The organism is Micromonospora hortensis, from assembly GCF_022230935.1.
Classification (GTDB): Bacteria; Actinomycetota; Actinomycetes; order Mycobacteriales; family Micromonosporaceae; genus Micromonospora; species Micromonospora hortensis.
In genome coordinates this window covers 306,019-327,238 of the sequence record NZ_JAKKFE010000026.1, presented here as the reverse complement: position 1 = coordinate 327,238, position 21,220 = coordinate 306,019, and the positions used below count along the sequence as shown (strand labels likewise).

Here is a 21,220-nt window from a genome sequence, read left to right as displayed (position 1 = left end):
GCGAGCGAAGCGGGTAGGTCGATGAGCGTAAGACGGATCATGGGCACCGAGGTCGAATACGGCATCTCCGTGCCCGGGCAGGCCGGAGCCAACCCGATGGTCACCTCATCGCAGGTGGTCAACGCCTACGGGGCGCGCCCGGAACTCAACCGGGGCGGCCGGGCCCGGTGGGACTACGAGGAGGAGTCGCCGCTGCGCGACGCCCGCGGCTTCACCTACTCCGGCGCCGCGTACGACCCCGCCGAGGCCCTCGCGGACGAAGACCTCGGCCTGGCCAACGTGATACTCACCAACGGCGCACGGCTCTACGTGGACCATGCCCACCCCGAATACTCCACCCCCGAGGTCACCACCCCCAGGGACATCGTGCGCTGGGACAAGGCCGGCGAGCGGGTGATGGCCGAGGCGTCCCGCCGGGCCGCGACCATCCCGGGCACCCAACCGATCCACCTCTACAAGAACAACACCGACAACAAGGGCGCCAGCTACGGCGCCCACGAGAACTACCTGATGCGCCGGCAGACGCCGTTCGCCGACATCGTGGCGTACCTGACGCCGTTCTTCGTCACCCGGCAGATCGTCTGTGGCGCCGGCCGGGTCGGCATCGGCCAGGACGGCGGCCAGAGCGGCTTCCAGATCTCCCAGCGTGCTGACTTCTTCGAGGTCGAGGTTGGCCTGGAGACCACCCTCAAGCGGCCGATCATCAACACCCGCGACGAGCCGCACGCCGACGCCGACAAGTACCGCCGGCTGCACGTCATCATCGGCGATGCCAACCTCTCCGAGATCTCCACCTACCTCAAGGTGGGCACCACCGCGCTGATCCTCACCATGATCGAGGAGAAGGCCCTCGGCGCCGACCTCGGCATCGCCGACCCGGTCAGTGAGCTGCGTGCCGTCAGCCACGACCCCGCCCTGACGCACCGCATGCGACTGCGTGATGGCCGCAAACTCACGGCCCTCGACCTGCAGTGGGCGTACCTGGAGCGGGTCCGGTCCTTTGTCGACGACCGGTACGGCACCGACGCCGACGAGCAGACCATCGACGTGCTCGACCGCTGGGAGAGCGTCCTGGACCGGCTCGGCCGGGATCCGATGCTCTGCGCCGACGAGCTGGACTGGGTGGCCAAGCTGCGGCTGCTGGAGGGCTACCGGGAGCGGGAGAAGCTCGGTTGGGGCTCGCACAAGCTCCAGCTCGTCGACCTTCAATATTCCGACGTCCGGCCGGAGAAGGGCCTCTACCACCGCATGGTCAGCCGGGGGGCGATGAAGACGCTGCTCACCGACGACGAGACGCGCAGCGCGATGACCGAGCCACCGGAGGACACGCGGGCCTACTTCCGCGGCCGCTGCCTCGCTCAGTACGCCTCCGAGGTGGTCGCCGCGAGCTGGGACTCGGTGATCTTCGACGTGGGCCGGGAGTCGTTGGTCCGAGTGCCGATGATGGAACCCGAGCGGGGCACCCGCGCGCACGTCGGGGCGTTGTTCGATCGCTGCGCCAGCGCCAAGGACCTGTTGGAGACGTTGACCGGGGGCTGAGGCCCGGTGCCTCCACCGGGAATCACTCTGGCATGCCAGGCCGTCCCCGAGCCTTCACCGTCGTCCTGGCGTTCCTGTCCCGGCATCTGGTGGAGAAGCAGGTGTTGCGGTTCAAGGAGTGGACGCCCCGCCTGCGGCGCGGGGCACCAGTGGCGGAGGCGTCGGAAAAGGGGGCAGCCCGAGCCCGAGCCGGTGCCGGTCCCGGGCCTGGCCGACGCGTCGGCTCCCCGGAGCTGACCGCTTTACCGCAATCGGGCGCCCCCGAGCCGAACACGACGGACGTGAGGGCTTTCTGTCGCCTGCGCGGGGTAGATTTCATCCCAGACGATCGTGGAGGAGACAGCCATGGCCACTCATGACAGCGGCGGTCAGTCGCAGTCCGGCAAGTCCCGTCAGGGCGAGGAAATCGAGGACGTCACCACCGAGGCCAACCCCGAGGTGGCCGAGCGGCACGCCGAGATCACCGAGGACGTCGACGACCTCCTCGACGAGATCGACTCCGTCCTGGAAGAAAACGCAGAGGAATTTGTGAGAGGCTATGTTCAAAAAGGGGGGGAATAGGGGCATATGTCCGATTCGGTGTACCCCTCGGACAAGGTGTGCCCGCAATGCAAGAGAGCGCTGGCCAGTACGGAATTCCACCGTGATCGGCGGCGGGCAGACGGCCTCGCTTTCTACTGCAAAGCATGCGCCGCCATTCGGTCGGAGGCGAGCCGACGCAAGCGGGGTGTCGCTCCGCAGAAGAAGTCGCCAACGCTCGTAGGTGAGGGTCTCAAGTGGTGTCCGGACTGCGAGCAGATCAAGTCGCTCGACGATTTTCCTACCACGACGACCAAAGCCAGCGGCCGGCACAGCTACTGCAAACCCTGCCATAATGCCCGTGGCAAGGAGACAGCGCAGCGACTCTACGGTGGAACTCGCGAGTACCACCTGCGGCGGCGGTACGGCGTGGGTGAGAAGGAGTTTCAGGAGCTCCTGGCCGAGCAGGGCGGGGTCTGCGCGATCTGTGGCGAGGCCGACCCGCAACATCTGGACCACGATCATCGCACCGGATGGGTGCGCGGGATACTCTGCTTCAACTGCAACGGTGGTCTTGGCCAGTTCCGTGACAGTCCCATGAGGCTGGCCAGGGCGATCACGTACCTGAGAGGAACCACGTGGCAGCGGGCTTTGATCCATCCGGGCGTCTTCCAGATGTGTTCACCAACGCGGGGACGTCCTCCTTCACGACGTTTCTGAGTCGGGTGGCCCCCGAGATGTTGCCCGGTCGGCGACCGCTGCCGCCGGGCATGGCCGCCGACCTGGCGCCGCACGCGACCACCATCGTGGCCATCGCGGCCGCCGAGGGTGTGGTGATGGCGGGCGACCGACGGGCCACCATGGGCAACCTGATCGCGCAGCGCGACATCGAGAAGGTGCACCCCGCCGACGCGTACTCGTTGGTCGGCATCGCGGGCACCGCCGGCATCGGCATCGAGCTGATGCGACTGTTCCAGGTGGAGCTGGAGCACTACGAGAAGATCGAGGGCGCGATGCTCTCGTTGGACGGTAAGGCCAACCGGTTGGCCTCGATGATCCGGGGCAATCTGGGGGCGGCCATGCAGGGGTTGGCCGTGGTGCCGCTCTTCGCCGGGTTCGACCTGGCCGCCGCCGATCCGGCGCGAGCCGGCCGGATCTTCAGCTTCGACGTGACCGGTGGCCCGTACGAGGAGACCGGCTACGACGCGATCGGGTCCGGGTCGCTGTTCGCGAAGTCCGCGTTGAAGAAGCGGTTCCGAGCTGGGTTGTCCGTGGACGACGCGACGCGGCTGGCGGTCGAGGCGCTCTACGACGCCGCCGACGACGACACCGCGACCGGTGGGCCGGATCTGACCCGCCGGATCTACCCCGTGGTGATGACCGCGACCGCCGAGGGCACCCGCCGGTTGACCGACACCGAGACGGCGGCGATCGCCGAGGGTGTGGTTGCCGGCCGGATGGAGAACCCGGGCGGTTGAGACCCGCACCTCACCAGTCAGCAGTCGTCAGCACAGCGCCGTAAGGAGAACCGCCGACGTGGCCATGCAGTTCTACGCCTCTCCCGAACAGATCATGCGCGACCGCTCCGAGTTGGCCCGCAAGGGCATCGCTCGGGGCCGCAGCGCGGTGGTCCTCAGCTACTCCGGCGGGGTCCTCTTCGTCGCGGAGAACCTTTCCAGCGCCCTGCACAAGGTCAGCGAGATTTACGACCGGATCGGGTTCGCCGCGGTCGGCCGGTACAACGAGTTCGAGAACCTGCGCCGCGCCGGTGTCCGGATGGCCGACCTGAATGGGCTCAGCTACGACCGGCGTGACGTCACTGGTCGCGCCCTGGCCAACGCGTTCGCGCAGACCCTGGGTGCGATCTTCACCGAGCAGTCGAAGCCGTTCGAGGTGGAGATCTGCGTGGCGGAGGTCGGTGCCACCCCGGAGGCGGACGAGTTGTACCGGCTGACCTATGACGGTTCGGTGAACGACGAGCCGGGGCGGATGGCCATGGGTGGTCAGGCCGAGGCGATCACCGGCGTGTTGAAGTCGCAGCACCGGGCGGACATGTCCCTGGGCGAGGCGGTCAGGGTGGCGGTGCAGGCGCTGAGCACCGTCGGTGGTGAGGGCGGTGCCGCCCGGACGATCGCCGCGAACCAGCTCGAGGTGGCGGTCCTGGACCGTCAGCGGATCGGACGGACGTTCCGGCGGATCACCGGTGCCGCGCTGACGGCTCTGTTGGACGGGGACGCGGCGGCCGAGGGGCAGTCGGCGGAGTCGGCGGGCGGTCCCGCCGAGCCGGTCGTGCCGACCACGGAGGGGCACAAGCCGACGAGTTCGGCCGGCTCCGCGGACCTGGAGGACCGGCCCGCGGAGGGCGGCGAGCGCTAGGGTCTTGCCCGCTGGTGCCGGGCCCGTGTCCGGGGCCGGCACCAGCGGTCATCCTCGGCGCAGCAGGGGCCGGGCCAGGGCCCAGTAACCCCCGGCGACGGCGTTGAACGCGCCCAGGCCGGGTGTGGTCGGCACACCGGAGGGCGTGACTCGACCGGTCATCAGCTCCGCGATGACCCCGTCCGGCACCCGGCGTTCGGCCTGTAGCTGCCGTCGACGGCCGCGAACCCAGTCGCGGTTGCGCCACAACCAGCCCCAACCCCGCAGCTTCTGCCGGGACCAGCCGCCGACGACCGAGGCGGTGAGCATGGCGGCCTCGGTGAGTAGCAGCGCTGGGGCGAGCACCACGAGTGTCCGCGCCTCGTAGGCGGTGAGCAGGGTGACCAGTCGGTTCCGCTCGACCAGGTAGAGCTTCAGGGCGTTGCGGGAGAACTCGTAGTGGTGACGCACGACGGCGTCCGGCACGTACTCCAGTCGTAGTCCGCGCTGCCACAGTCGCAGGCTGAGTTCGGTGTCCTCGTGGTAGGCGAAGTATTCGGCGGCGAAGCCGTCGAGCTCACGCCAGAGCTGCCGGCTGATCACGAAGCAGCAGCCGCTGAGGGAGGCTACGGCCCGCCGCTCGGCGTGGTTCCTGGCCGGCTCGCCGTTGCCGCCGGCCCAGGAGAGGCCGGTGAAGTGCAGCGGGTTACCGCTGGTGTTGATCAGCTCGGGGGTGTCGGCCAACCGGATGGACGCCATGGCCGCGCCTACGCCCGCTTCGGCGGCTACGGCGGTGGTCTTGGCCAGGGCGTCGGGTGCGACGACGGCATCGGAGTTGACGAACGCGAGCCAGTCACCGGTGGCCTCGGCCGCGCCGACCCGGCAGCCGCCGGAATAGCCGGTGTTCTCCTCCGGTCGGATCACCCGCACCCCGGGGAGGCCCTTGACGATGTCGATGCCGTCCCCGGTGCAGCCGTTGTCGACGACGATGAGGTCGATCTCGACGTCGGTGCTGGCCAACACCGCCCGTGCGGCGTCGACGAGGTAGGGCTCCGGGCCGTAGGCGAGCATGACGGCGCTCACCCGGGGTCGGGTCATCGGATGCCTCCGGATGCGGCAGGGGCGACGGCCTCGGCGAGCGGCCGGGTGGGGGTGGTGGGTCGGCGGACGCCGCCGCGCAGCAGCAGGGCCATGGTGGCGGCCACGATGACGGAGCCGATGGTGTACGCCAGCTCGACTCGCAGGGTGACCGGAGCCGGGATCAGCGTCACGGCGATCAGGGCGGCGACGCCGGCGGTCCAGGCAAGCGCCTGGGCGCGGTGCCGGTCGAGGGCGAGCAGGGCTTGGCCGAGCACCATCGCCCACAGGTAGGCGAGCGTGGCGGCGGCCAACCAGGCGAAGTCGCCGTGGCCGAGAACGCCGGGTGCGTCGAAGAGGGTGCCGACCAGCCATGGGCCGAGCAGTACGGCGCCGAGGGCGCCGGTGAGACCGAGCGCGGTGACGATGCCGAGCGCCCGGCGCAGCAGGCTGTGGAAGCCGGCCTGGTCGCCGGTGGTGGCGGTGGTGGCCAGGCCGGGCAGCAGTGACGCCTGCAGGGAGCCGAAGACGAACAGGGGGATGCGGACCAGCACGAGGGCGGAGAGCAGTGCGCCGGCGGCTGCCGCGTCGGAGGGGGAGAGCAGCTGCACGTTGATCACGCCGATGTTCACCACGACCTGGGAGAGCAGGCTGGAGGCGGTGAGCAGGCCGAGGCCGCGGAGCAGGGTGGCCCAGGCCACCGGCGGGCCTCCGCCGATGGCGCGCAGCACCGGCGGCAGTGTGAGCAGGACGCTGACCAGTGGGGCGGCGACGAGCACGAGCCCGTACCAGACGGGCGACGTCACTCCGGCCAGCCCGAGCAGGGCGACCATGATGATCCGCAGGCCGCCGTCGATCCCGAGTTGAGCGCCGTACCAGGGGAACAGTTGCAGACCGGAGAGGACGCCGCGGGTGGCGTAGGCGACGGCCATCGCGGCAAGTGCGCCGATCAGCACGGTGACCAGGTTGCCGTCACCGGCGAAGAGCTTGTCGGCGAGCGGCTGACGGCCGATGGTGACGGCCAACACCAGCACCGCGAGCATCACGGCGGCGACGGTGACGCCGCGGGCCAGTACCGGCCCTGGGGGCAGCCCCTGGCTGTGTCGGGCGGCGACGACCCGGGCGACCTCCTGCTCGATCGGCATGAACACGCCGATGCCGAGGGTGAACACGATCGACCAGAGCACCGACAGGGACGAGTAGTCGGCCTGGCTGAGGCTGTGGCCGGCGACGGCGAGGTGAACGTAGGAGGCGAGCCCGAGAAGGGCCAGCCCGGCACCGACAGCGACGGTGCCGGGCGGGACCAGGCTCAGTAGCCGTCGGATCACCGGCGGATGAGCGCCAGCGTGAGAACGGCGAACGCGCGGCCGAGGTAGACCATCGCCTTGGCGGGGGAGTGGCTGGGTGTGCCCGCCATCCGCTTGCGCATGGCGACCGGCACCTGGCGGATGCGGTAGCCGCGGCGGGCGGTGTGCACCAGGGTCTCCACCGTGTCGCCGAGGTACTCGGCCGGGTACCAGCCGGCGAACATCTCGATGACCCGCCGGTTGGCGGCCCGGAAGCCGGAGGTGGTGTCGGTGAGCTTGGTGCGGGCGACCCGGGACAGCACGGCGGAGAGCATCACCATCGCCCAGCGGCGGGGGCCGCGGACGTTGTAGTCGCCCTCACCGGCGAAGCGGGCGCCGATGACCAGGTCGTTGTCGTCGAGCAGGTCGACGAGCTTCGGCACGTACCGGGGGTCGTGCTGGCCGTCGGCGTCGATCTGGATGGCGACCTCGTAGTCGTGGTCTCGGGCGTAGCGGTAGCCGAGGCGCATGGCGCCACCGACGCCGAGGTTGTACGGCAGTTTGGCGACCAGGGCGCCGGCGGCGGCGGCGACCGCGGCGGTGCGATCGGTGGAGCCGTCGTCGACGACGAGCACGTCGACGCCGGGCAGCTCGCCACGGACCTCGCCGACGACGTCGGCGATCGAGCCCGACTCGTTGAGAGCGGGGATGATGATCAATGTGCGCTTGCCGTTAACCATCGGTCGACACCAGTTCGTCTCGGGCTGCCCGGTCCGCGTCGATCTGAGCGCGGAGCAGGGCGAAGTCTTCGGCCAGGGTGCGGGTCTCTTCTTCCAGGGCGCTGACCTCCCAGCTGAGGTGTACGCACACCAGCAGCAGGAAGACGATGCCGAGGAAGAGCACCAGGCTGACACCGGAGGCGACGCCGAGGAGTTCGGCGACGTTGTCGAGCAGCCGGGGGAAAAGGGACAGCGGAATCACGATGATCAGTACGGCGAGCCAGAGCATGCCGTACTTCTCGCGCAGCTGACGGCGGCGCAACAGCTCGACGATGGTGCCGAGGAGCAGTAGGCCGGTCAGGCCGGTGACGAGGGTGAGCTTCATGCGACCTTCCACGGGGCGGGTGGAGCGGGGGAGTGGAACGCGTCAACCAGGGCGCTGTGCCAGTCTGGAAGCGGGGGTAGACCCACGGCTGCCCAGCGGCTGTGCCCTAGCACACTGTACGCAGGCCGTGGGGCGGGACGCGGATACCGGTCGCTGGTGGTGGGTCGGATCCGGTCCGGGTCCAGTCCGGCCAGCGTGAACGTGGCGCGCGCCAACCCGTACCAGGTCGTCTGACCGGCGCAGGTGCCGTGGTAGACGCCGGGCGTCGCGTGCCCGGCCAGCGCCGCGTCGGCGAGCGCGACGAGCCGCTCGGCGAGCGCGTACGACCAGGTGGGTTGGCCGTGTTGGTCGTCGACCACGTCGAGGTGGTCGCGTTGGGCGGCGAGTCGGAGCATGGTGGCCACGAAGTTCGGGCCGTGCGCGCCGTAGAGCCAGGCGGTGCGCACGACGTACCCGGTGTCGGGCAGCAGCCGCGCGACGGCCTGTTCGCCGACCAGCTTGCCGCGACCGTAGGCGTTGACCGGCGCGGTGGGGGCGTCCTCCGGGTACGGGGTGTCCGCGTTGCCGGCGAGGACGTAGTCGGTGGAGACCTGGATGAGCCGGGTTCCGTCGGTGGCGCACGCCGCGGCCAGGTTGGCCACGGCGTGGCCGTTGACGGCGGTCGCCGCGGCCTCGTCGGCCTCGGCGGCGTCGACGTTTGTCCACGCGGCCGCGTTGATCACCAGGTCGTGCCCGGCGACGGCGGCGTGGACCGCCGCGCGGTCGGTGACGTCCAGGTCGGCGCGGGTGGCGGCGGTCACCTTGAGGTCGGGCCGTGCACCCAGCACGGTGACCAGGTCCCGGCCGAGCATCCCGCCCGCGCCGGTGACGAGGAGTCGGGTCATGCGGTCGGCGCGGACTTGAGAGGTTCCCACCAGTTGCGGTTGTCCCGGTACCAGCGGACGGTGTCGGCGAGGCCCTGGTCGAGCGTGATGCTGGGGTGGTAGCCGAGCTCCTCGCTGATCTTGGTGATGTCGAGGGAGTACCGGCGGTCGTGGCCCTTGCGGTCGGTGACCGGGACGACCCGGTCCCACCCGGCGCCGCAGGCGTCCAGGAGCAGGCCGGTGAGTTCCTTGTTGGTCAACTCGGTGCCGCCGCCGATGTTGTAGACCTCACCGGCGCGTCCCTTCTGCTGGACGAGGGCGATGCCCCGGCAGTGGTCGTGCACGTGCAGCCAGTCACGGATGTTGCCGCCGTCGCCGTAGAGAGGGACGGTGCCACCGTCGAGCAGGTTGCTGACGAACAGCGGGATGACCTTCTCAGGGAACTGATAGGGGCCGTAGTTGTTGGAGCAGCGGGTGACGACCACGTCCATGCCGTGGGTGCGGTGGTACGACAGCGCGAGCAGGTCGGAGCCGGCCTTGGATGCCGAGTACGGCGAGTTGGGGGCAAGCGGCCAGGTCTCGGTCCAGGAGCCCTCGTCGATCGAGCCGTAGACCTCGTCGGTGGAGACGTGCACGAACCGCCTGGTGCCGTGGCGCAGCGCCGCGTCGAGCAGCGTCTGGGTGCCCAGCACGTTGGTAGTGACGAACGGCGCGGCGCCCGCGATCGAGCGGTCGACGTGTGACTCGGCGGCGAAGTGCACGATCACGTCGTGCTCGGCCACCACCTCGTCGACCACGACCGGGTCGCAGATGTCGCCCTGCACGAACCGCAGTCGCGGGTCGTCGCGGACGGGCTCGAGGTTGGCCAGGTTGCCCGAGTAGGTCAGTTTGTCCAGCACGGTCACGACGGCCGGCTCGAGCGGCGGCACGCCGTCCGCACTGCCGAGGGGCTTGCCCAGCAGTAGGCGAACGTACTCCGACCCGATGAATCCGGCTCCGCCGGTGACGAGGATCCTCACGGGTCCGGAAGTATACGCGACGGGCGGCGCGGCCCCTGGTATGCGACCCCCGCACAACGTTCACGGGTGCGGCTAGGCTTCCCCGATGCGCGGAATCCTACTTGCTGGCGGCACCGGGTCCCGGCTCTGGCCGATCACCCGGGCGGTCTCGAAGCAGCTGATGCCGGTCTTCGACAAGCCGATGATCTATTACCCGCTCTCCACCCTGGTGATGTCCGGGGTCCGGGAGATCCTGGTGATCACGACTCCGGACGACCAGGACCAGTTCCGTCGGCTGCTCGGCGACGGCAGCCAGTTCGGGCTGCGGCTGGAGTACGTCAGCCAGGAGCGCCCGGAGGGCATCGCGCAGGCGTTCATCCTCGGCGCGGACTTCATCGGCACCGAGTCGGTGGCGTTGGTCCTCGGCGACAACATCTTCCACGGCGTGGGTCTGGGTCGGCAGCTCGCCGACCACGGTGACCCGGTCGGTGGGCGCGTCTTCGCCTACCAGGTGGCCAACCCGCAGGAGTACGGCGTTGTCGACTTCGACGCCGATGGTCGGGTGCTCTCGATCGAGGAGAAGCCAGCCCGGCCGAAGTCCCGCTACGCGGTGCCCGGCCTCTACTTCTACGACAACCGGGTGGTGGACATCGCCCGCAAGCTCACCCCGAGCGCCCGCGGCGAGCTGGAGATCACGGCGGTCAACGAGGTGTACCGGGAGACCGGGGAGCTGGCGGTGACGGTGCTGGATCGGGGCACCGCCTGGCTGGACACCGGCACGTTCACCTCGATGATGCAGGCCGCCGAGTTCGTCCGGGTGGTCGAGGAGCGGCAGGGCCTCAAGATCGGTTGCGTCGAGGAGGTCGCCTGGCGGGCTGGCCTGATCGACGACGCGCAGCTGCGCGCGCTCGCCGAGCCGCTGACCAAGAGCGGTTACGGCAACTACCTGCTCGGTCTGCTCACCGATCAGGCCGGCAACGACGGGGGTTCCTGGTGAAGATCCGGGAGCTGAGCATCGAGGGCGCCTGGGAGATCAGCCCCCAGCAGCACGGTGACCCGCGCGGCATGTTCATGGAGTGGTACCGCTTCGACAAGCTCGCCGAGGTGGTGGGGCATCCGCTGCGGCTGGCCCAGGCCAACCTGTCGGTTTCCGCGCGTGGCGTGGTGCGCGGCGTCCACTTCGCCGACGTCCCGCCCGGGCAGGCCAAGTACGTCACGTGTGTGCGGGGCGCGGTCCTCGACGTGATCGTGGACCTGCGGGTGGGCTCGCCGACCTTCGGTCACTGGGAGGGCGTCCGGCTGGACGACACCGACCGCCGGGCGGTCTACCTCAGCGAGGGGCTGGGGCACGGCTTCTGCGCGTTGACCGACGACGCGACGTTGAGCTATCTCTGCTCGGCCACCTACAACCCGACCGGCGAGCACGCGGTGCACCCACTGGACGAAGAGTTGGGCATCGAGTGGCCCGCCGACGTTCCATTGCTGTCCGCGCGCGACGACGCGGCGCCGACTCTGGCGCAGGCCCGCGAGCGGGGCCTGCTTCCGGAGTACGACAGTTGCCGGCGGTTCGTGGCGAGCCTCGGTCCGGACGGAATGTCGCACTCAACCGGTATGTGACCGCGCTCGGAGCACGACCTGTGGTCTGACAGTGACGAACCGGGCCTCCGGGCGGCTAATGTCACACCATGGAGCGGCGAATCTTCGGCCTCGAGACCGAGTACGGCGTCACCTGCACCTATCGCGGGCAGCGGCGGCTGTCCCCGGACGAGGTCGCGCGGTATCTGTTCCGTCGCGTGGTGTCCTGGGGTCGGTCGAGCAATGTCTTCCTGCGCAATGGGGCCCGGCTCTACCTGGACGTCGGGTCGCATCCGGAGTACGCGACACCGGAGTGCGACTCGGTGACCGATCTCGTCGCCCACGACCGGGCCGGCGAGCGGATCCTGGAGGGCCTGCTCGTCGACGCGGAGAAGCGACTGCACGACGAGGGCATCGCGGGTGAGATCTACCTGTTCAAGAACAACACCGATTCGGCCGGCAACTCGTACGGCTGCCACGAGAACTACCTGGTCTCCCGGCACGGCGAGTTCGGCCGGCTCGCCGACGTGCTCATCCCGTTCCTGGTCACCCGGCAGTTGATCTGCGGGGCCGGCAAGGTCCTGCAAACCCCACGCGGCGCGGTCTACTGCCTCTCGCAGCGGGCCGAGCACATCTGGGAGGGCGTCTCCTCGGCGACCACCCGCAGCCGCCCGATCATCAACACCCGCGACGAGCCGCACGCTGACGCCGAGCGCTACCGGCGGCTGCACGTGATCGTCGGCGACTCCAACATGAACGAGGTCACCACGCTGCTCAAGGTCGGCACCGCCGACATCGTGCTGCGGATGATCGAGGCCGGGGTGGTGATGCGCGACCTGTCCCTGGAGAACCCGATCCGGGCCATCCGGGAGGTGTCGCACGACATCACCGGCCGGCGCAAGGTGCGGTTGGCCAACGGCAAGGAGGTCAGCGCCCTGGACATCCAGCAGGAATACCTGGCCAAGGCCACCGAGTTCGTCGAGCGACGCGGCGGCGACCAGGCCGCCAAGCGGGTGGTCGAGCTGTGGGGCCGGGTGCTCAACGCGGTGGAGAGCGGCGACCTGGAGCCGGTCTCCCGGGAGATCGACTGGGTCAGCAAGCTGCGGCTGATCGAGCGTTACCAGCGCAAGCACGACCTGCCGCTGTCGCACCCCCGGGTGGCGCAGATGGATCTGGCCTACCACGACGTGCGCCGCGGCCGGGGCCTCTACGGGCTCCTGGAGCGCCGTGGCGACGTCGACCGGGTGGCCACCGACCCTGAGATCTTCGAGGCCAAGGAGACCCCGCCGCAGACCACCCGGGCCCGGCTGCGGGGCGAATTCATTCGGCACGCCCAGGAGAAGCGTCGGGACTTCACAGTCGACTGGGTGCACCTGAAGCTCAACGACCAGGCGCAGCGCACCGTGCTCTGCAAGGACCCGTTCCGGGCGTACGACGAGCGGGTGGAGCGGCTGATCGCCAGCATGTGACCGGTTGCCGGCCCCGTCGGTGCGCTGCGCCGACGGGGCCGGTCAGCCCGACGCGCCGAGCGGTTAAACTGAGCGCGCCATGACGACTTCTGGACCTTCCGACCGCCCTGAGCGCGGCACCGAGCGGCAGAACTGGATCGAACGCCGGCGGGAGAAGATCCGCGCCGAGATCGACCGTAACCGGCGCGGTGACTACACGGTGCCGACGTGGGTGCTGGCCCTGGCCCTGGCGCTCATCGTGGGCGGCTGGCTAGCCCTGATCTTCCTGGCCTGACCCACCCCCCCCCACCCCCGGGTGCCCTCCCACCCGTCCCACCCCGTCCCAGCTCGCGTTGATCATGAAGTTATTGCCATGACACGCCGGGGCGACGGGCAATAACTTCATGATCAACCGGGTCGGGGGCGGGGGTCGGGGTGGGGGGTGGGGTTGGGTCAGGGGAGGAGGGTCACCGCGTGGCGGCCGGCGGCGGCCGCCGCCAGGAAGTACGCGTGGTCGGCGTCGAGGCCACGGCCCATGGTGGACAGGGGCACGGCGCTGGCCCGCAGCGCGGCGTCCAGACCGTCGGTGAGCACCCGGACGATCCGGTGCCGGGCCGCCAGGGGCGCCAGCGCCGCGTGCACCTCGGCCGCGAGGGACGGCGTCAGATCCTCGGGCACCACCAGCTCCGCCGGGGCGAGCGCCACCCGGCCGTACGCGGTGAGGCTGTGGTGTGACACGCCCCGGTGCCGGGGACGGGGGTCGGCGTCGGAGATGCGCAACGAGCCGACCGGCCTTCCGCCCAACGTGGCGATCGCGTTGACGGCCTCGCCGACGGCGATGCCGGAGAAACCCCACCGGGTGCCGGTGCCCAGGTTGCCCGGTCCCTGAGCCACGATCGCCACGTCCGCGTGGAGCACGTACCGGGCGGCGAGCAGACCGCCGTGCAGGGTGGTGGCCTCCAGGTCGCCACCGAACGCCTGCCCGACGGTGATCGTGCCGGCCAGTTCGGCCCGCAGCCCGGCGAGGGTGCGGGAGAACCAGGCGGGCAGCGCCCCGCCGTCGGTGAGCAGGTAGGCCACCCGCGCCTGCGGGGCGTCGGCCCGGATACCGGCCAGGATCGCCGGGAGCGCCGAGTGCAGGTCGGCGGTGACCACCGGCAGGCCGCCCAGGTCGTCCGCGTCGGCCAGCACGTCGCGGTGCGGAGAGGCCTCCTCGTCGACACCGAGGAGGATCGGCTGCAACGGCGTGTAGCGGGCCTTGACCAGGTGCCCGGCGTCGCGGGTGTCGGCGACGTCCGGCGGGTCCGAGGGCAGCCGGTCCGGCAGGGCCACCACCAGGGCGTACCCGCCGGTGCCCAACCCCATCAGCAGCGCGCCGGCGTTGAGCAGCACCCGGTCGCCGGGCTCGGGCGTGCCGACCAGCTCCGGGTAGGCCAGCGCCCGCATCCGCGTGCCGTCGGGCAGGTCGACGTCCAGCTCCACCGCCCCGGTCCACTGCCGTCGCAGCGTCGCCACCGTCCCCGTACGCCATCGCACCATGACGGGCACGCTAGCCGCGCGGGCCCGGCGGCCCGCGCCCGGGTGTGGGTCAGGTCGGCTCGGGGCCGCCGGCGTCCGGTGTCGGCCCGGCCTGGGTGTGCCGGGCGGTGCCGGTGGCGCCGGGCATCGAACGGGTCGGGTCGAGGAAGACGAACCGAATTTCCGGGTACCGGTCGGTGAGCCGCCGCTCGGCCTCGTCGGCGGTGGCCTCGATCTGCGCGCCGGTGGCCTCGTCGCGGAAGTCGACCTTCGCGGCGACCAGGATGTCCTGCGGGCCGAGCTGCATGGTCAACAGGGTGTCGATGCGCTCCACCTCGGGCAGCCCGGCCAGGTCCTGCTCGATCTCGTGGCGCAGCCGCTCCGGGACGGCTCGGCCGACCAGCAGCGACAGGTTGTTGGCGGCGAGGACCCCGGCGACAGTCAGCAGCAGGAGCCCGATCAGGATCGACGCGACGCCGTCCCACACCTCGTCGCCGGTGGCGTGCGACAGGCCGACGCCGAGCCCGGCCAGCACCAGACCGATCAGGGCCGCGCTGTCCTCCAGGAAGACCGCCTTGACTGTGGTGTCGGCGGTCAGCCGCAGGAACCGTCGAGGCGTGGTCCGCCAGCGTCGCGACTCGCGGCGGACCTGCCGCACGGCCCGGGCCAGTGAGATCGACTCGATGACGAACGACACCGCGAGCACGATGTACGAGATGAGGTAGTCGCCGCTGTGCTCGTGCACCAGGATCGTGGTGACGCCGTGGGTGACGGCGAAACCGGCGCCGGCGACGAATGTGAACATGGCCGCGAAGAACGCCCAGACGTAGCTTTCCTTGCCGTACCCGAAGGGGCGTCGCTGGTCGGCCGGGCGGGCGCCGCGGCGCAGCGCCTGGAAGAGCAGCACCTCGGTGGTGGTGTCGGCGACCGAGTGCGCCGCCTCGGAGAGCATCGCGGCTGATCCGGAGATCAGCCCGGCGATCAGCTTGGCCACCGCGATGGCGAGGTTGGCGACGCCGGCGACGACGACGGTGCCGACGCTTTCGCTCTCGGGCCTGGCCTCCGCTTGCGACATGAGAATCACCCTATGACCGCGGACGGCGGCGCGCCGGGGGAGGCCCGATCCGAACAAGTGTGCGGCACGCCCGCGTGGGTGCACGGTGTGGGCGGGTCGGCTGCTAGCGTCTACCGCGTGTCGCGGACCCGCACCGAACGCCTGGTCAACCTGGTGATCTGCCTCCTGTCCACGCGACGGTTCCTGACCGCCGCGCAGATCGCCGCGACCGTGCCCGGTTACGAGCACGATCCGGACGACGCGCGCGACCACGAGGCGTTCCAGCGCAAGTTCGAGCGGGACAAGGCCGAGCTGCGGGAGCTGGGCGTGCCACTGGAGACCGGCACGGCGAGCGCCTTCGACGCCGAGCCCGGCTACCGGATCGCCCACCGCGAATACGCGCTGCCCGACATCCTCCTCGAACCGGACGAGGCAGCAGCGGTCGGCATCGCCGCCCGGCTGTGGCAGCACGCCGGGCTGGCCGCCGCCGCGTCGTCGGGGCTGGCCAAGCTGCGTGCCGCCGGGGTGGACGTGGACCCGCAGGCGACCCTCGGCCTGGAGCCGATGGTCACTGTCGACCCGGCGTTCGCGCCGCTGACCGCCGCCGCCCGGGACCGCCGCGAGGTGGGGTTCGACTACCGGGTGCCCGACCGCGACGCGCCCAGCCGGCGACGGCTGCAACCGTGGGGCGTGGTCTGCTGGCGCGGCCGGTGGTACGTGGTCGGCCACGACCAGGACCGGGAGGCGACCCGCTGCTTCCGGCTGTCCCGTGTCGTCGGCGCGGTCCGGGTGACCGGCGCCCCCGGCGCGTACGAGCCGCCGGCCAACGTCGACCTGATCAGCCACGTGGCCCGCTGGTCGGGTCCGGTGGAGCGCACCGGTCGGGCCACCGTGCTGGTGGCGTCCGGGCGGGCCGCCGGGCTGCGCCGGTGGGCGGTGGAGGTGACCGCCGGGCCGGACGGCGACCTGCTGGTCCTGCCGTACGCCGACCCGGACGGGCTGGCCGGTCATCTCGTCGGCTACGGCCCGGACGTGCGGGTCCTCGACCCACCGGAGGTCCGCGAGGCGGTCATCCAACGACTCAAGGAGATCGCCGTGCGCCACGACGAGTTGGCCGTCAGCGGGGGTGCCGGGTGACCCGCCCGGCCGCCCGTAACGGCTCCCGCGCCTCCGCCGACCGGCTGGCCCGACTGCTCAACCTGGTGCCCTACCTGCTGGCCCGGCCCGGCATCGAGATCGCCGAGGCGGCCGGTGACCTGGGCGTCACCGAGCGCCAGCTCCGGGAGGACCTGGAGCTGCTCTGGGTGTGCGGGCTGCCCGGGTACGGCCCCGGTGACCTGATCGACATGGCGTTCGACGGCGACCGGGTGACCATCACCTACGACGCGGGCATCGACCGGCCGTTGCGGCTGACCCCCGACGAGGCACTGGCCCTCGTGGTGGCGCTGCGGATGCTGGCCGAGACGCCCGGGGTGGCCAACCGGGAGGCAGTCGAACGGGCCCTCGCCAAGATCGAGGCCGCCGGCGACCTGGTGGGCGCGCCGGTGGCGGTGCGGTTGCCCGGGGACACCCCGCGGGTCGAGGCGCTGCGCGCCGCCGTGGAGGGCGGCAAGGCCCTGCGGATCACCTACTACACGGCAGCCCGGGACGAGACCACCGAGCGCGTCATCGACCCGCTGCGGATGCTGATGGTCGGCGGCCGGGCGTACGTGGAGGCGTGGTGTCGGCGCGCGGAGGCCGTCCGGCTGTTCCGCGCCGACCGGATCGACGCGATCACCGAGCTGGACGAGCCGGCCATGGTGCCGCCGCAGGCCGTCCCGCACGACCTCACCGAGGGAGTGTTCCGCCCCTCGGCCGACCTTCCGTTGATCACCCTGCGCATCGGTCGGGGCGAGCGGTGGATCACCGAGTACTACCCGTGCGAGCGGGTGGAGGCCGGCGACGGCGACCAGTGGCTCGTCTCCCTGCGGGTCACCGACCTGGGGTGGGCCCGTCGGTTCGTGCTGGGCCTCGGCCCGGAGGTGGCGGTGGTCGCCCCGGTCGAGTTGGCCGAGCAGGTGCGGGCGACGGCGGCCGCCGCGCTGGACGCGTACGCCGTGCCCGCGCCCACGGCAGTGCCCCGGCCGCCCGAGATCGTCCCGGCGCGTGCGCCGTCGGGTGACCCGGCGGTGGCCGGCCGCACCCAGTAGGCTGACCGCCGTGCTGATCTGGATCGTGCTCGCGGTGGTGCTGCTACCCCTCGTGGCGCTCGCGTTGGCTGTGCGCCCGGTGTTGGCCCGGCTGCCCCGACTGCGCCGCGCCGCCGTGGCGTTGCAGCGGCGGGCCGCCGAGGCTGAGGCGCTGCGGGAGACCGCCGAGGCGCTGCAACAGCGCGCCGAGGACGTCCAACGTCGGCTCGACACCACCTCCCAGCGACTCGCGGTGATCAGGGCCAAGCGCGGCTGATCGGGTACGCGCCCGGCGGTGGTTGACGGATCATCGCGGGTTGGTCAAGACTTCACCCTCCCGCCCAGACCACCACCACCCAGTGGGTGGCGGGCAGCCGATCCGCACGTACGATGGGCTGCGTACCACCCCCCGGACACAGAGCGACTGGAGCTTCTCATGGGTGCCCTCAAGCCGTGGCACATCGCTGTTCTCGTGGTTGTGCTGATCCTGCTCTTCGGTGCGAAGCGGCTCCCCGACGCGGCCCGTTCGCTGGGTCGGTCGCTGCGGATCATCAAGGCCGAGACCAAGAGCCTGCAGGACGACGACCGCGACCTCGCCGAGAAGGCCGACGCGCAGGCCGGCTACCAGCCGTTGCCGCCGCACGCCGGGCAGCAGGCGCCGTACGCTGGCCAGCCGCAGCAGGCCCCGTACCAGCAGACGCCGCCGCAGCAGCCGGTCGTCGACCCGGTGCACCGCGTCCGCGACAACTGACCGAAGGGCCCCACCACCGTGGCCTTCGCACTGCGTAAACGTGGCCCAAAGGCGTTCGAGCGGGCCGCCGACGGCTCGATGACGCTCATCGAGCACGTTCGGGAACTGCGCAACCGGCTGTTCCGCGCGTCGCTGGCGATCATGATCGGCTTCGGCTTCGGTATCTGGCTGGCCGAGCCGGTCCGGATCTTGCTATCGAAGCCGTACTGCGACCTGCCGGGGTCGATCGACCCGGAGACCAACAAGTGCCTCTTCGTTCAGCTCGGGCCGGCCGACCTCTTCCTGCTGAACCTGAAGATCGGCTTGTGGGTGGGCCTGATCATCGCGGCGCCGATCTGGCTCTACCAACTCTGGGCTTTCATCGCGCCTGGTCTGCATCGGCACGAGCGGCGTTACGCCTACGCCTTCACGGCCTTGGCGGCGCCGCTCTTCGCGGCCGGCGCGGTGCTGGCGTTCTTCGTCACCGCCAAGGGCCTCGAGTTCCTGATGAACGTGTCCGGCGATGACATCGCGACCACCCTGGAAGTCACCCGGTACATCTCGTTCGTCACCAACCTGATCCTGTTGTTCGGTGTGGCCTTCGAGTTCCCGCTCGTCGTGCTGATGCTCAACTTCGTGGGCATCGCCAGCGCGAAACGGTTGCTCAGTTGGTGGCGGGTGGCGATCTTCGTGTTCTTCGCCTTCTCCGCCGTGGTCACCCCGACACCGGACCCGTTCGGGATGACCGCGTTGGCGCTCTGTCTCTCCGCGCTCTACTTCGCCGCGGTCGGCGTCGCGTTCCTCAACGATCGGCGACGTGGGCGGGGCAAGGAGGTCTACGCCGGTATCGACGACGACGAGGTGTCGCCACTGGAGTTCGACGCGGACCCGGTCGTGGCCGGGCAGCGGGTCGACTCGACGGCGCCAATCGGCGTACCCGAACCGGTCGCGCCACCGGCGCCGATCGAACGCCGCTACGACGACATGACCTGACGGCCCCGCGCCGCCCGGTTCCACCGACGCCGTCCCCGTTTGCCGGGGGCGGCGTCGTCGCGTCACCTCGCGCGTTGGCGGCGGAACTGATGGTGACGGCGCCTGCCCCTGGTGAACGGCGGGTGTCCGACCGGTACGGTGCTGCCCGTGACCGCAGACGATCACCTGCCCGGCCCGGTCGCCGTGCTCGCCAACCCGACCGCCGGTCGTGGACGGCACCGCGCGTTGCTGCCCCGGTTGCTGGACGGCTTGTCCGCCGCCGGACGGCCGATCCGGTTGCTGCCGGCGTCCAGCCCCGCCGAGGCGGAGGCGGCGTGCCGGGCCGCCGTCGCCGAGGGCGCTGGCGCGCTGGTGGCGGTCGGCGGGGACGGCACAGTGCACCGGGCGTTGCAGGCTGTCGCCGGCACCGCCGTGCCGTTCGGCCCGATCCCGGCCGGCACCGGCAACGACTTCGCCCTGGACACCGGCTTCCCGGCCGACCCCCTCGCCGCGGCGACGGTGATCGCCGAGGCGGTGCGCGACGGCCGCAGTCAACCGGTCGACCTGGCCCGGATGGTCGGGGTCGACGGCGTCGAGCGCTGGTACGGAGCGGTCCTCGCGGCCGGGTTCGACGCGATCGTCAACGAGCGGGCCAACCGGATGCGCTGGCCGCGCGGCCCGCGCCGGTACGACCTGGCGATCCTGGTCGAGCTGGCCCGGCTGCGCCCACGCCGCTACACGCTGCGCCTGGACGGGGTGCCACACGACCTGGACGCGGTGCTGGTGGCGGTGGGCAACTGCCCCACGTACGGCGGTGGGATGCGGATCTGCCCGGACGCGGACCCGACCGACGGACTGCTCGACGTGGTGGTGGCGGGTCGGGTCAACCGGCGGACCCTGATCCGGGTGAAGCCGCGCATCTACCAGGGCACCCACGTCAGCCACCCGCTGGTGCGCAGTTTCCGGGCCCGCACTGTGGAGTTGGCCGCCGAGGGCATCACCTCGTACGCCGACGGGGAACGCTCCCTGCGGCTGCCGGTGACGATCAGCGCGGTTCCGGGCGCCCTGCGGCTGCTGCGTTGACCCGTACCGCGCCGATGCTGGCGGCGATGACCAGCACGATGGCGGCACATTCCAGCACCGTCAGCGCCTGCCGCAGCACCAGCCACCCGGCGAGCGTGGCGACGGCCGGGCCGAGGCTCATCAGCACCGCGAAGGTGGCGGTGGGCATCCGCCGTAGCGCCAGCAGCTCCAGGGTGTAGGGCAGCCCGGAGGCGAGCACCGCGAGGGCGGCGCCGAGCGCCAGCACCGGCGGGTCGAGCAGCACCGCGCCGCCGTCGACGATGCCCAGCGGCAGGGTGACCAGCGCGGCGACGGCCAGTGCCAGGGCCAGCCCGTCCGCGCCGGGAAAGCGGCCGCCGACCCGGGCGCTCAGCACGATGTACGCGGCCCACATGGCGCCCGCGCCGAACGCGAAGGCCACCCCGACCGGGTCCAGCCGGTCGAAGCCGCCCTGGCCGAGCAGCGCCACCCCGGCCAGGGCGAGACCCGCCCAGCCCCAGCTGGCCAGTCGGCGGGCGGAGAATACCGACAGGGCGAGGGGGCCGAGCACCTCCAGGGTCACCGCCGGGCCCAGCGGGATGCGTTCGATGGCCTGGTAGAACAGCGAGTTCATGCCGGCCAACGCCAGCCCGAACGCGCCGGCCGCGAGCCAGGCCGACCGGTCGTGTCCGCGCAGTCGGGGCCGGCACACCACGAGCAGCAGCACCGCCGAGATGGTCAGCCGCAGGGTCACCGCGCCGGCCACCCCCGTACGCGGGAAGAGCAGCGCGGCCACTGCGGAGCCGAACTGCACCGACAGGGCACCGCCGAGCACCAGCCCCACGGCGGCGACGCCACCGCGCCGGGCCGGTCGTGTCTCGCCCGACCGGGGCGTGGGCAGCAGGATCTCGGTCACGGGCACGACGGTAGGCGCTCAGCTCCGGCTACCTGGCGGCGGTGCCCACCGCTGTGA

The 21,220-nt window shown here is 71.2% G+C and carries 24 protein-coding genes; 15 read left to right on the top strand and 9 right to left on the bottom strand.

What is annotated here, in order from left to right; genetic code table 11:
- Positions 1–21: 21 nt before the first annotated feature.
- From dop to prcA, 5 genes are all read left to right on the top strand, one after another.
- Positions 22–1,539 (top strand): depupylase/deamidase Dop, encoded by a 1,518-nt coding sequence (gene dop / locus NIE111_RS19945; RefSeq protein ID WP_372488373.1) that lies wholly within the window; start codon positions 22–24, stop codon positions 1,537–1,539.
- A 345-nt stretch (positions 1,540–1,884) separates the two neighbouring features.
- Positions 1,885–2,100: a ubiquitin-like protein Pup gene (locus NIE111_RS19940; protein ID WP_088948111.1), complete on the top strand. Its 216-nt coding sequence runs from the start codon at positions 1,885–1,887 to the stop codon at positions 2,098–2,100.
- 6 nt (positions 2,101–2,106) lie between these two features.
- Positions 2,107–2,778: an endonuclease VII domain-containing protein gene (locus NIE111_RS19935; protein WP_238685816.1), complete on the top strand. Its 672-nt coding sequence runs from the start codon at positions 2,107–2,109 to the stop codon at positions 2,776–2,778.
- Positions 2,697–3,536 (top strand): proteasome subunit beta, encoded by an 840-nt coding sequence (gene prcB / locus NIE111_RS19930; RefSeq protein ID WP_210781714.1) that lies wholly within the window; start codon positions 2,697–2,699, stop codon positions 3,534–3,536. The genes NIE111_RS19935 and prcB overlap by 82 nt, the downstream gene beginning before the upstream one ends.
- A gap of 58 nt (positions 3,537–3,594) precedes the next feature.
- Positions 3,595–4,434, top strand: a complete 840-nt coding sequence (prcA, locus tag NIE111_RS19925) for a proteasome subunit alpha (RefSeq protein ID WP_238685815.1) — start codon at positions 3,595–3,597, stop codon at positions 4,432–4,434.
- Between the two features lie 48 nt (positions 4,435–4,482).
- On the opposite strand, the gene NIE111_RS19920 is transcribed toward prcA, so the two are convergent.
- Genes NIE111_RS19920 through rfbB form a run of 6 tightly spaced genes read right to left on the bottom strand, consistent with a single transcriptional unit; the run spans position 4,483 to position 9,762 of the window.
- Positions 4,483–5,511 carry a glycosyltransferase family 2 protein gene (locus NIE111_RS19920; protein WP_238685814.1) on the bottom strand — a complete coding sequence of 343 codons (1,029 nt, stop codon included), beginning with the start codon at positions 5,509–5,511 and terminating at the stop codon, positions 4,483–4,485.
- Positions 5,508–6,818, bottom strand: a complete 1,311-nt coding sequence (locus NIE111_RS19915; protein WP_238685813.1) for a lipopolysaccharide biosynthesis protein — start codon at positions 6,816–6,818, stop codon at positions 5,508–5,510. The genes NIE111_RS19920 and NIE111_RS19915 overlap by 4 nt, the downstream gene beginning before the upstream one ends.
- Positions 6,815–7,516, bottom strand: coding sequence for a glycosyltransferase family 2 protein (locus tag NIE111_RS19910; protein ID WP_238685812.1), 702 nt, complete (start codon positions 7,514–7,516; stop codon positions 6,815–6,817). Before NIE111_RS19910 ends, NIE111_RS19915 begins: the two co-directional genes overlap by 4 nt.
- A complete protein-coding gene (locus NIE111_RS19905; RefSeq protein ID WP_139584287.1) occupies positions 7,509–7,880 on the bottom strand; it encodes a DUF2304 domain-containing protein in 372 nt (123 codons plus the stop codon). The genes NIE111_RS19910 and NIE111_RS19905 overlap by 8 nt, the downstream gene beginning before the upstream one ends.
- Positions 7,877–8,764, bottom strand: coding sequence for a dTDP-4-dehydrorhamnose reductase (gene rfbD, locus NIE111_RS19900; RefSeq protein ID WP_238685811.1), 888 nt, complete (start codon positions 8,762–8,764; stop codon positions 7,877–7,879). The genes NIE111_RS19905 and rfbD overlap by 4 nt, the downstream gene beginning before the upstream one ends.
- A complete protein-coding gene (gene rfbB, locus NIE111_RS19895; protein ID WP_238685810.1) occupies positions 8,761–9,762 on the bottom strand; it encodes a dTDP-glucose 4,6-dehydratase in 1,002 nt (333 codons plus the stop codon). Before rfbB ends, rfbD begins: the two co-directional genes overlap by 4 nt.
- A gap of 85 nt (positions 9,763–9,847) precedes the next feature.
- On the opposite strand from rfbB, the gene rfbA reads away from it, so the two are divergent.
- From rfbA to NIE111_RS19875, 4 genes are all read left to right on the top strand, one after another.
- Complete coding sequence (gene rfbA, locus NIE111_RS19890; RefSeq protein WP_238685809.1) at positions 9,848–10,738, top strand: glucose-1-phosphate thymidylyltransferase RfbA; 891 nt, start codon at positions 9,848–9,850, stop codon at positions 10,736–10,738.
- A complete protein-coding gene (rfbC, locus tag NIE111_RS19885) occupies positions 10,735–11,358 on the top strand; it encodes a dTDP-4-dehydrorhamnose 3,5-epimerase (protein WP_238685808.1) in 624 nt (207 codons plus the stop codon). The genes rfbA and rfbC overlap by 4 nt, the downstream gene beginning before the upstream one ends.
- Before the next feature lie 68 nt (positions 11,359–11,426).
- A complete protein-coding gene (pafA, locus tag NIE111_RS19880; RefSeq protein WP_210781723.1) occupies positions 11,427–12,785 on the top strand; it encodes a Pup--protein ligase in 1,359 nt (452 codons plus the stop codon).
- A 79-nt stretch (positions 12,786–12,864) separates the two neighbouring features.
- Positions 12,865–13,059, top strand: coding sequence for a hypothetical protein (locus NIE111_RS19875; protein WP_238685807.1), 195 nt, complete (start codon positions 12,865–12,867; stop codon positions 13,057–13,059).
- Between the two features lie 158 nt (positions 13,060–13,217).
- On the opposite strand, the gene NIE111_RS19870 is transcribed toward NIE111_RS19875, so the two are convergent.
- Entirely contained in the window at positions 13,218–14,303 is a 1,086-nt protein-coding gene (locus tag NIE111_RS19870) for a DUF3866 family protein (protein WP_238685806.1), read from the bottom strand.
- Positions 14,304–14,352: 49 nt separating this feature from the next.
- Positions 14,353–15,357 carry a cation diffusion facilitator family transporter gene (locus NIE111_RS19865; RefSeq protein WP_238685805.1) on the bottom strand — a complete coding sequence of 335 codons (1,005 nt, stop codon included), beginning with the start codon at positions 15,355–15,357 and terminating at the stop codon, positions 14,353–14,355.
- Between the two features lie 117 nt (positions 15,358–15,474).
- Here NIE111_RS19865 and NIE111_RS19860 point away from each other — a divergent pair, with 117 nt between their 5' ends.
- The 6 genes from NIE111_RS19860 (at position 15,475) to NIE111_RS19835 (ending at position 20,289) form a co-directional block, all read left to right on the top strand.
- Complete coding sequence (locus NIE111_RS19860; RefSeq protein ID WP_238685804.1) at positions 15,475–16,473, top strand: helix-turn-helix transcriptional regulator; 999 nt, start codon at positions 15,475–15,477, stop codon at positions 16,471–16,473.
- A complete protein-coding gene (locus NIE111_RS19855; protein WP_238685803.1) occupies positions 16,470–17,525 on the top strand; it encodes a helix-turn-helix transcriptional regulator in 1,056 nt (351 codons plus the stop codon). The genes NIE111_RS19860 and NIE111_RS19855 overlap by 4 nt, the downstream gene beginning before the upstream one ends.
- 10 nt (positions 17,526–17,535) lie before the next feature.
- Positions 17,536–17,781 (top strand): hypothetical protein, encoded by a 246-nt coding sequence (locus NIE111_RS19850; RefSeq protein ID WP_238685802.1) that lies wholly within the window; start codon positions 17,536–17,538, stop codon positions 17,779–17,781.
- A 159-nt stretch (positions 17,782–17,940) separates the two neighbouring features.
- Positions 17,941–18,255 (top strand): Sec-independent protein translocase subunit TatA, encoded by a 315-nt coding sequence (gene tatA, locus NIE111_RS19845; RefSeq protein WP_196922929.1) that lies wholly within the window; start codon positions 17,941–17,943, stop codon positions 18,253–18,255.
- An 18-nt stretch (positions 18,256–18,273) separates the two neighbouring features.
- Positions 18,274–19,227: a twin-arginine translocase subunit TatC gene (tatC, locus tag NIE111_RS19840; protein ID WP_238685801.1), complete on the top strand. Its 954-nt coding sequence runs from the start codon at positions 18,274–18,276 to the stop codon at positions 19,225–19,227.
- 138 nt (positions 19,228–19,365) lie between these two features.
- A complete protein-coding gene (locus NIE111_RS19835; RefSeq protein WP_238685800.1) occupies positions 19,366–20,289 on the top strand; it encodes a diacylglycerol kinase in 924 nt (307 codons plus the stop codon).
- Here the strand turns inward: NIE111_RS19835 and NIE111_RS19830 are convergent.
- Entirely contained in the window at positions 20,252–21,169 is a 918-nt protein-coding gene (locus NIE111_RS19830) for an EamA family transporter (RefSeq protein WP_372488372.1), read from the bottom strand. The genes NIE111_RS19835 and NIE111_RS19830 overlap by 38 nt on opposite strands.
- Positions 21,170–21,220: the final 51 nt, after the last annotated feature.

What these genes read in the sequence shown, in the direction of transcription:
- pafA (WP_210781723.1), top strand. Translation starts at nt 11,427, where the DNA reads ATGGAGCGGCGAATCTTCGGCCTCGAGACCGAGTACGGCGTCACCTGC.
- NIE111_RS19865 (WP_238685805.1), bottom strand. Translation starts at nt 15,357, where the DNA reads ATGTCGCAAGCGGAGGCCAGGCCCGAGAGCGAAAGCGTCGGCACCGTC.
- rfbD (WP_238685811.1), bottom strand. Translation starts at nt 8,764, where the DNA reads ATGACCCGACTCCTCGTCACCGGCGCGGGCGGGATGCTCGGCCGGGAC.
- NIE111_RS19935 (WP_238685816.1), top strand. Translation starts at nt 2,107, where the DNA reads ATGTCCGATTCGGTGTACCCCTCGGACAAGGTGTGCCCGCAATGCAAG.
- NIE111_RS19920 (WP_238685814.1), bottom strand. Translation starts at nt 5,511, where the DNA reads ATGACCCGACCCCGGGTGAGCGCCGTCATGCTCGCCTACGGCCCGGAG.
- NIE111_RS19870 (WP_238685806.1), bottom strand. Translation starts at nt 14,303, where the DNA reads ATGGTGCGATGGCGTACGGGGACGGTGGCGACGCTGCGACGGCAGTGG.
- dop (WP_372488373.1), top strand. Translation starts at nt 22, where the DNA reads ATGAGCGTAAGACGGATCATGGGCACCGAGGTCGAATACGGCATCTCC.
- NIE111_RS19940 (WP_088948111.1), top strand. Translation starts at nt 1,885, where the DNA reads ATGGCCACTCATGACAGCGGCGGTCAGTCGCAGTCCGGCAAGTCCCGT.
- tatA (WP_196922929.1), top strand. Translation starts at nt 17,941, where the DNA reads ATGGGTGCCCTCAAGCCGTGGCACATCGCTGTTCTCGTGGTTGTGCTG.
- NIE111_RS19905 (WP_139584287.1), bottom strand. Translation starts at nt 7,880, where the DNA reads ATGAAGCTCACCCTCGTCACCGGCCTGACCGGCCTACTGCTCCTCGGC.
- NIE111_RS19875 (WP_238685807.1), top strand. Translation starts at nt 12,865, where the DNA reads ATGACGACTTCTGGACCTTCCGACCGCCCTGAGCGCGGCACCGAGCGG.
- NIE111_RS19910 (WP_238685812.1), bottom strand. Translation starts at nt 7,516, where the DNA reads ATGGTTAACGGCAAGCGCACATTGATCATCATCCCCGCTCTCAACGAG.
- rfbA (WP_238685809.1), top strand. Translation starts at nt 9,848, where the DNA reads ATGCGCGGAATCCTACTTGCTGGCGGCACCGGGTCCCGGCTCTGGCCG.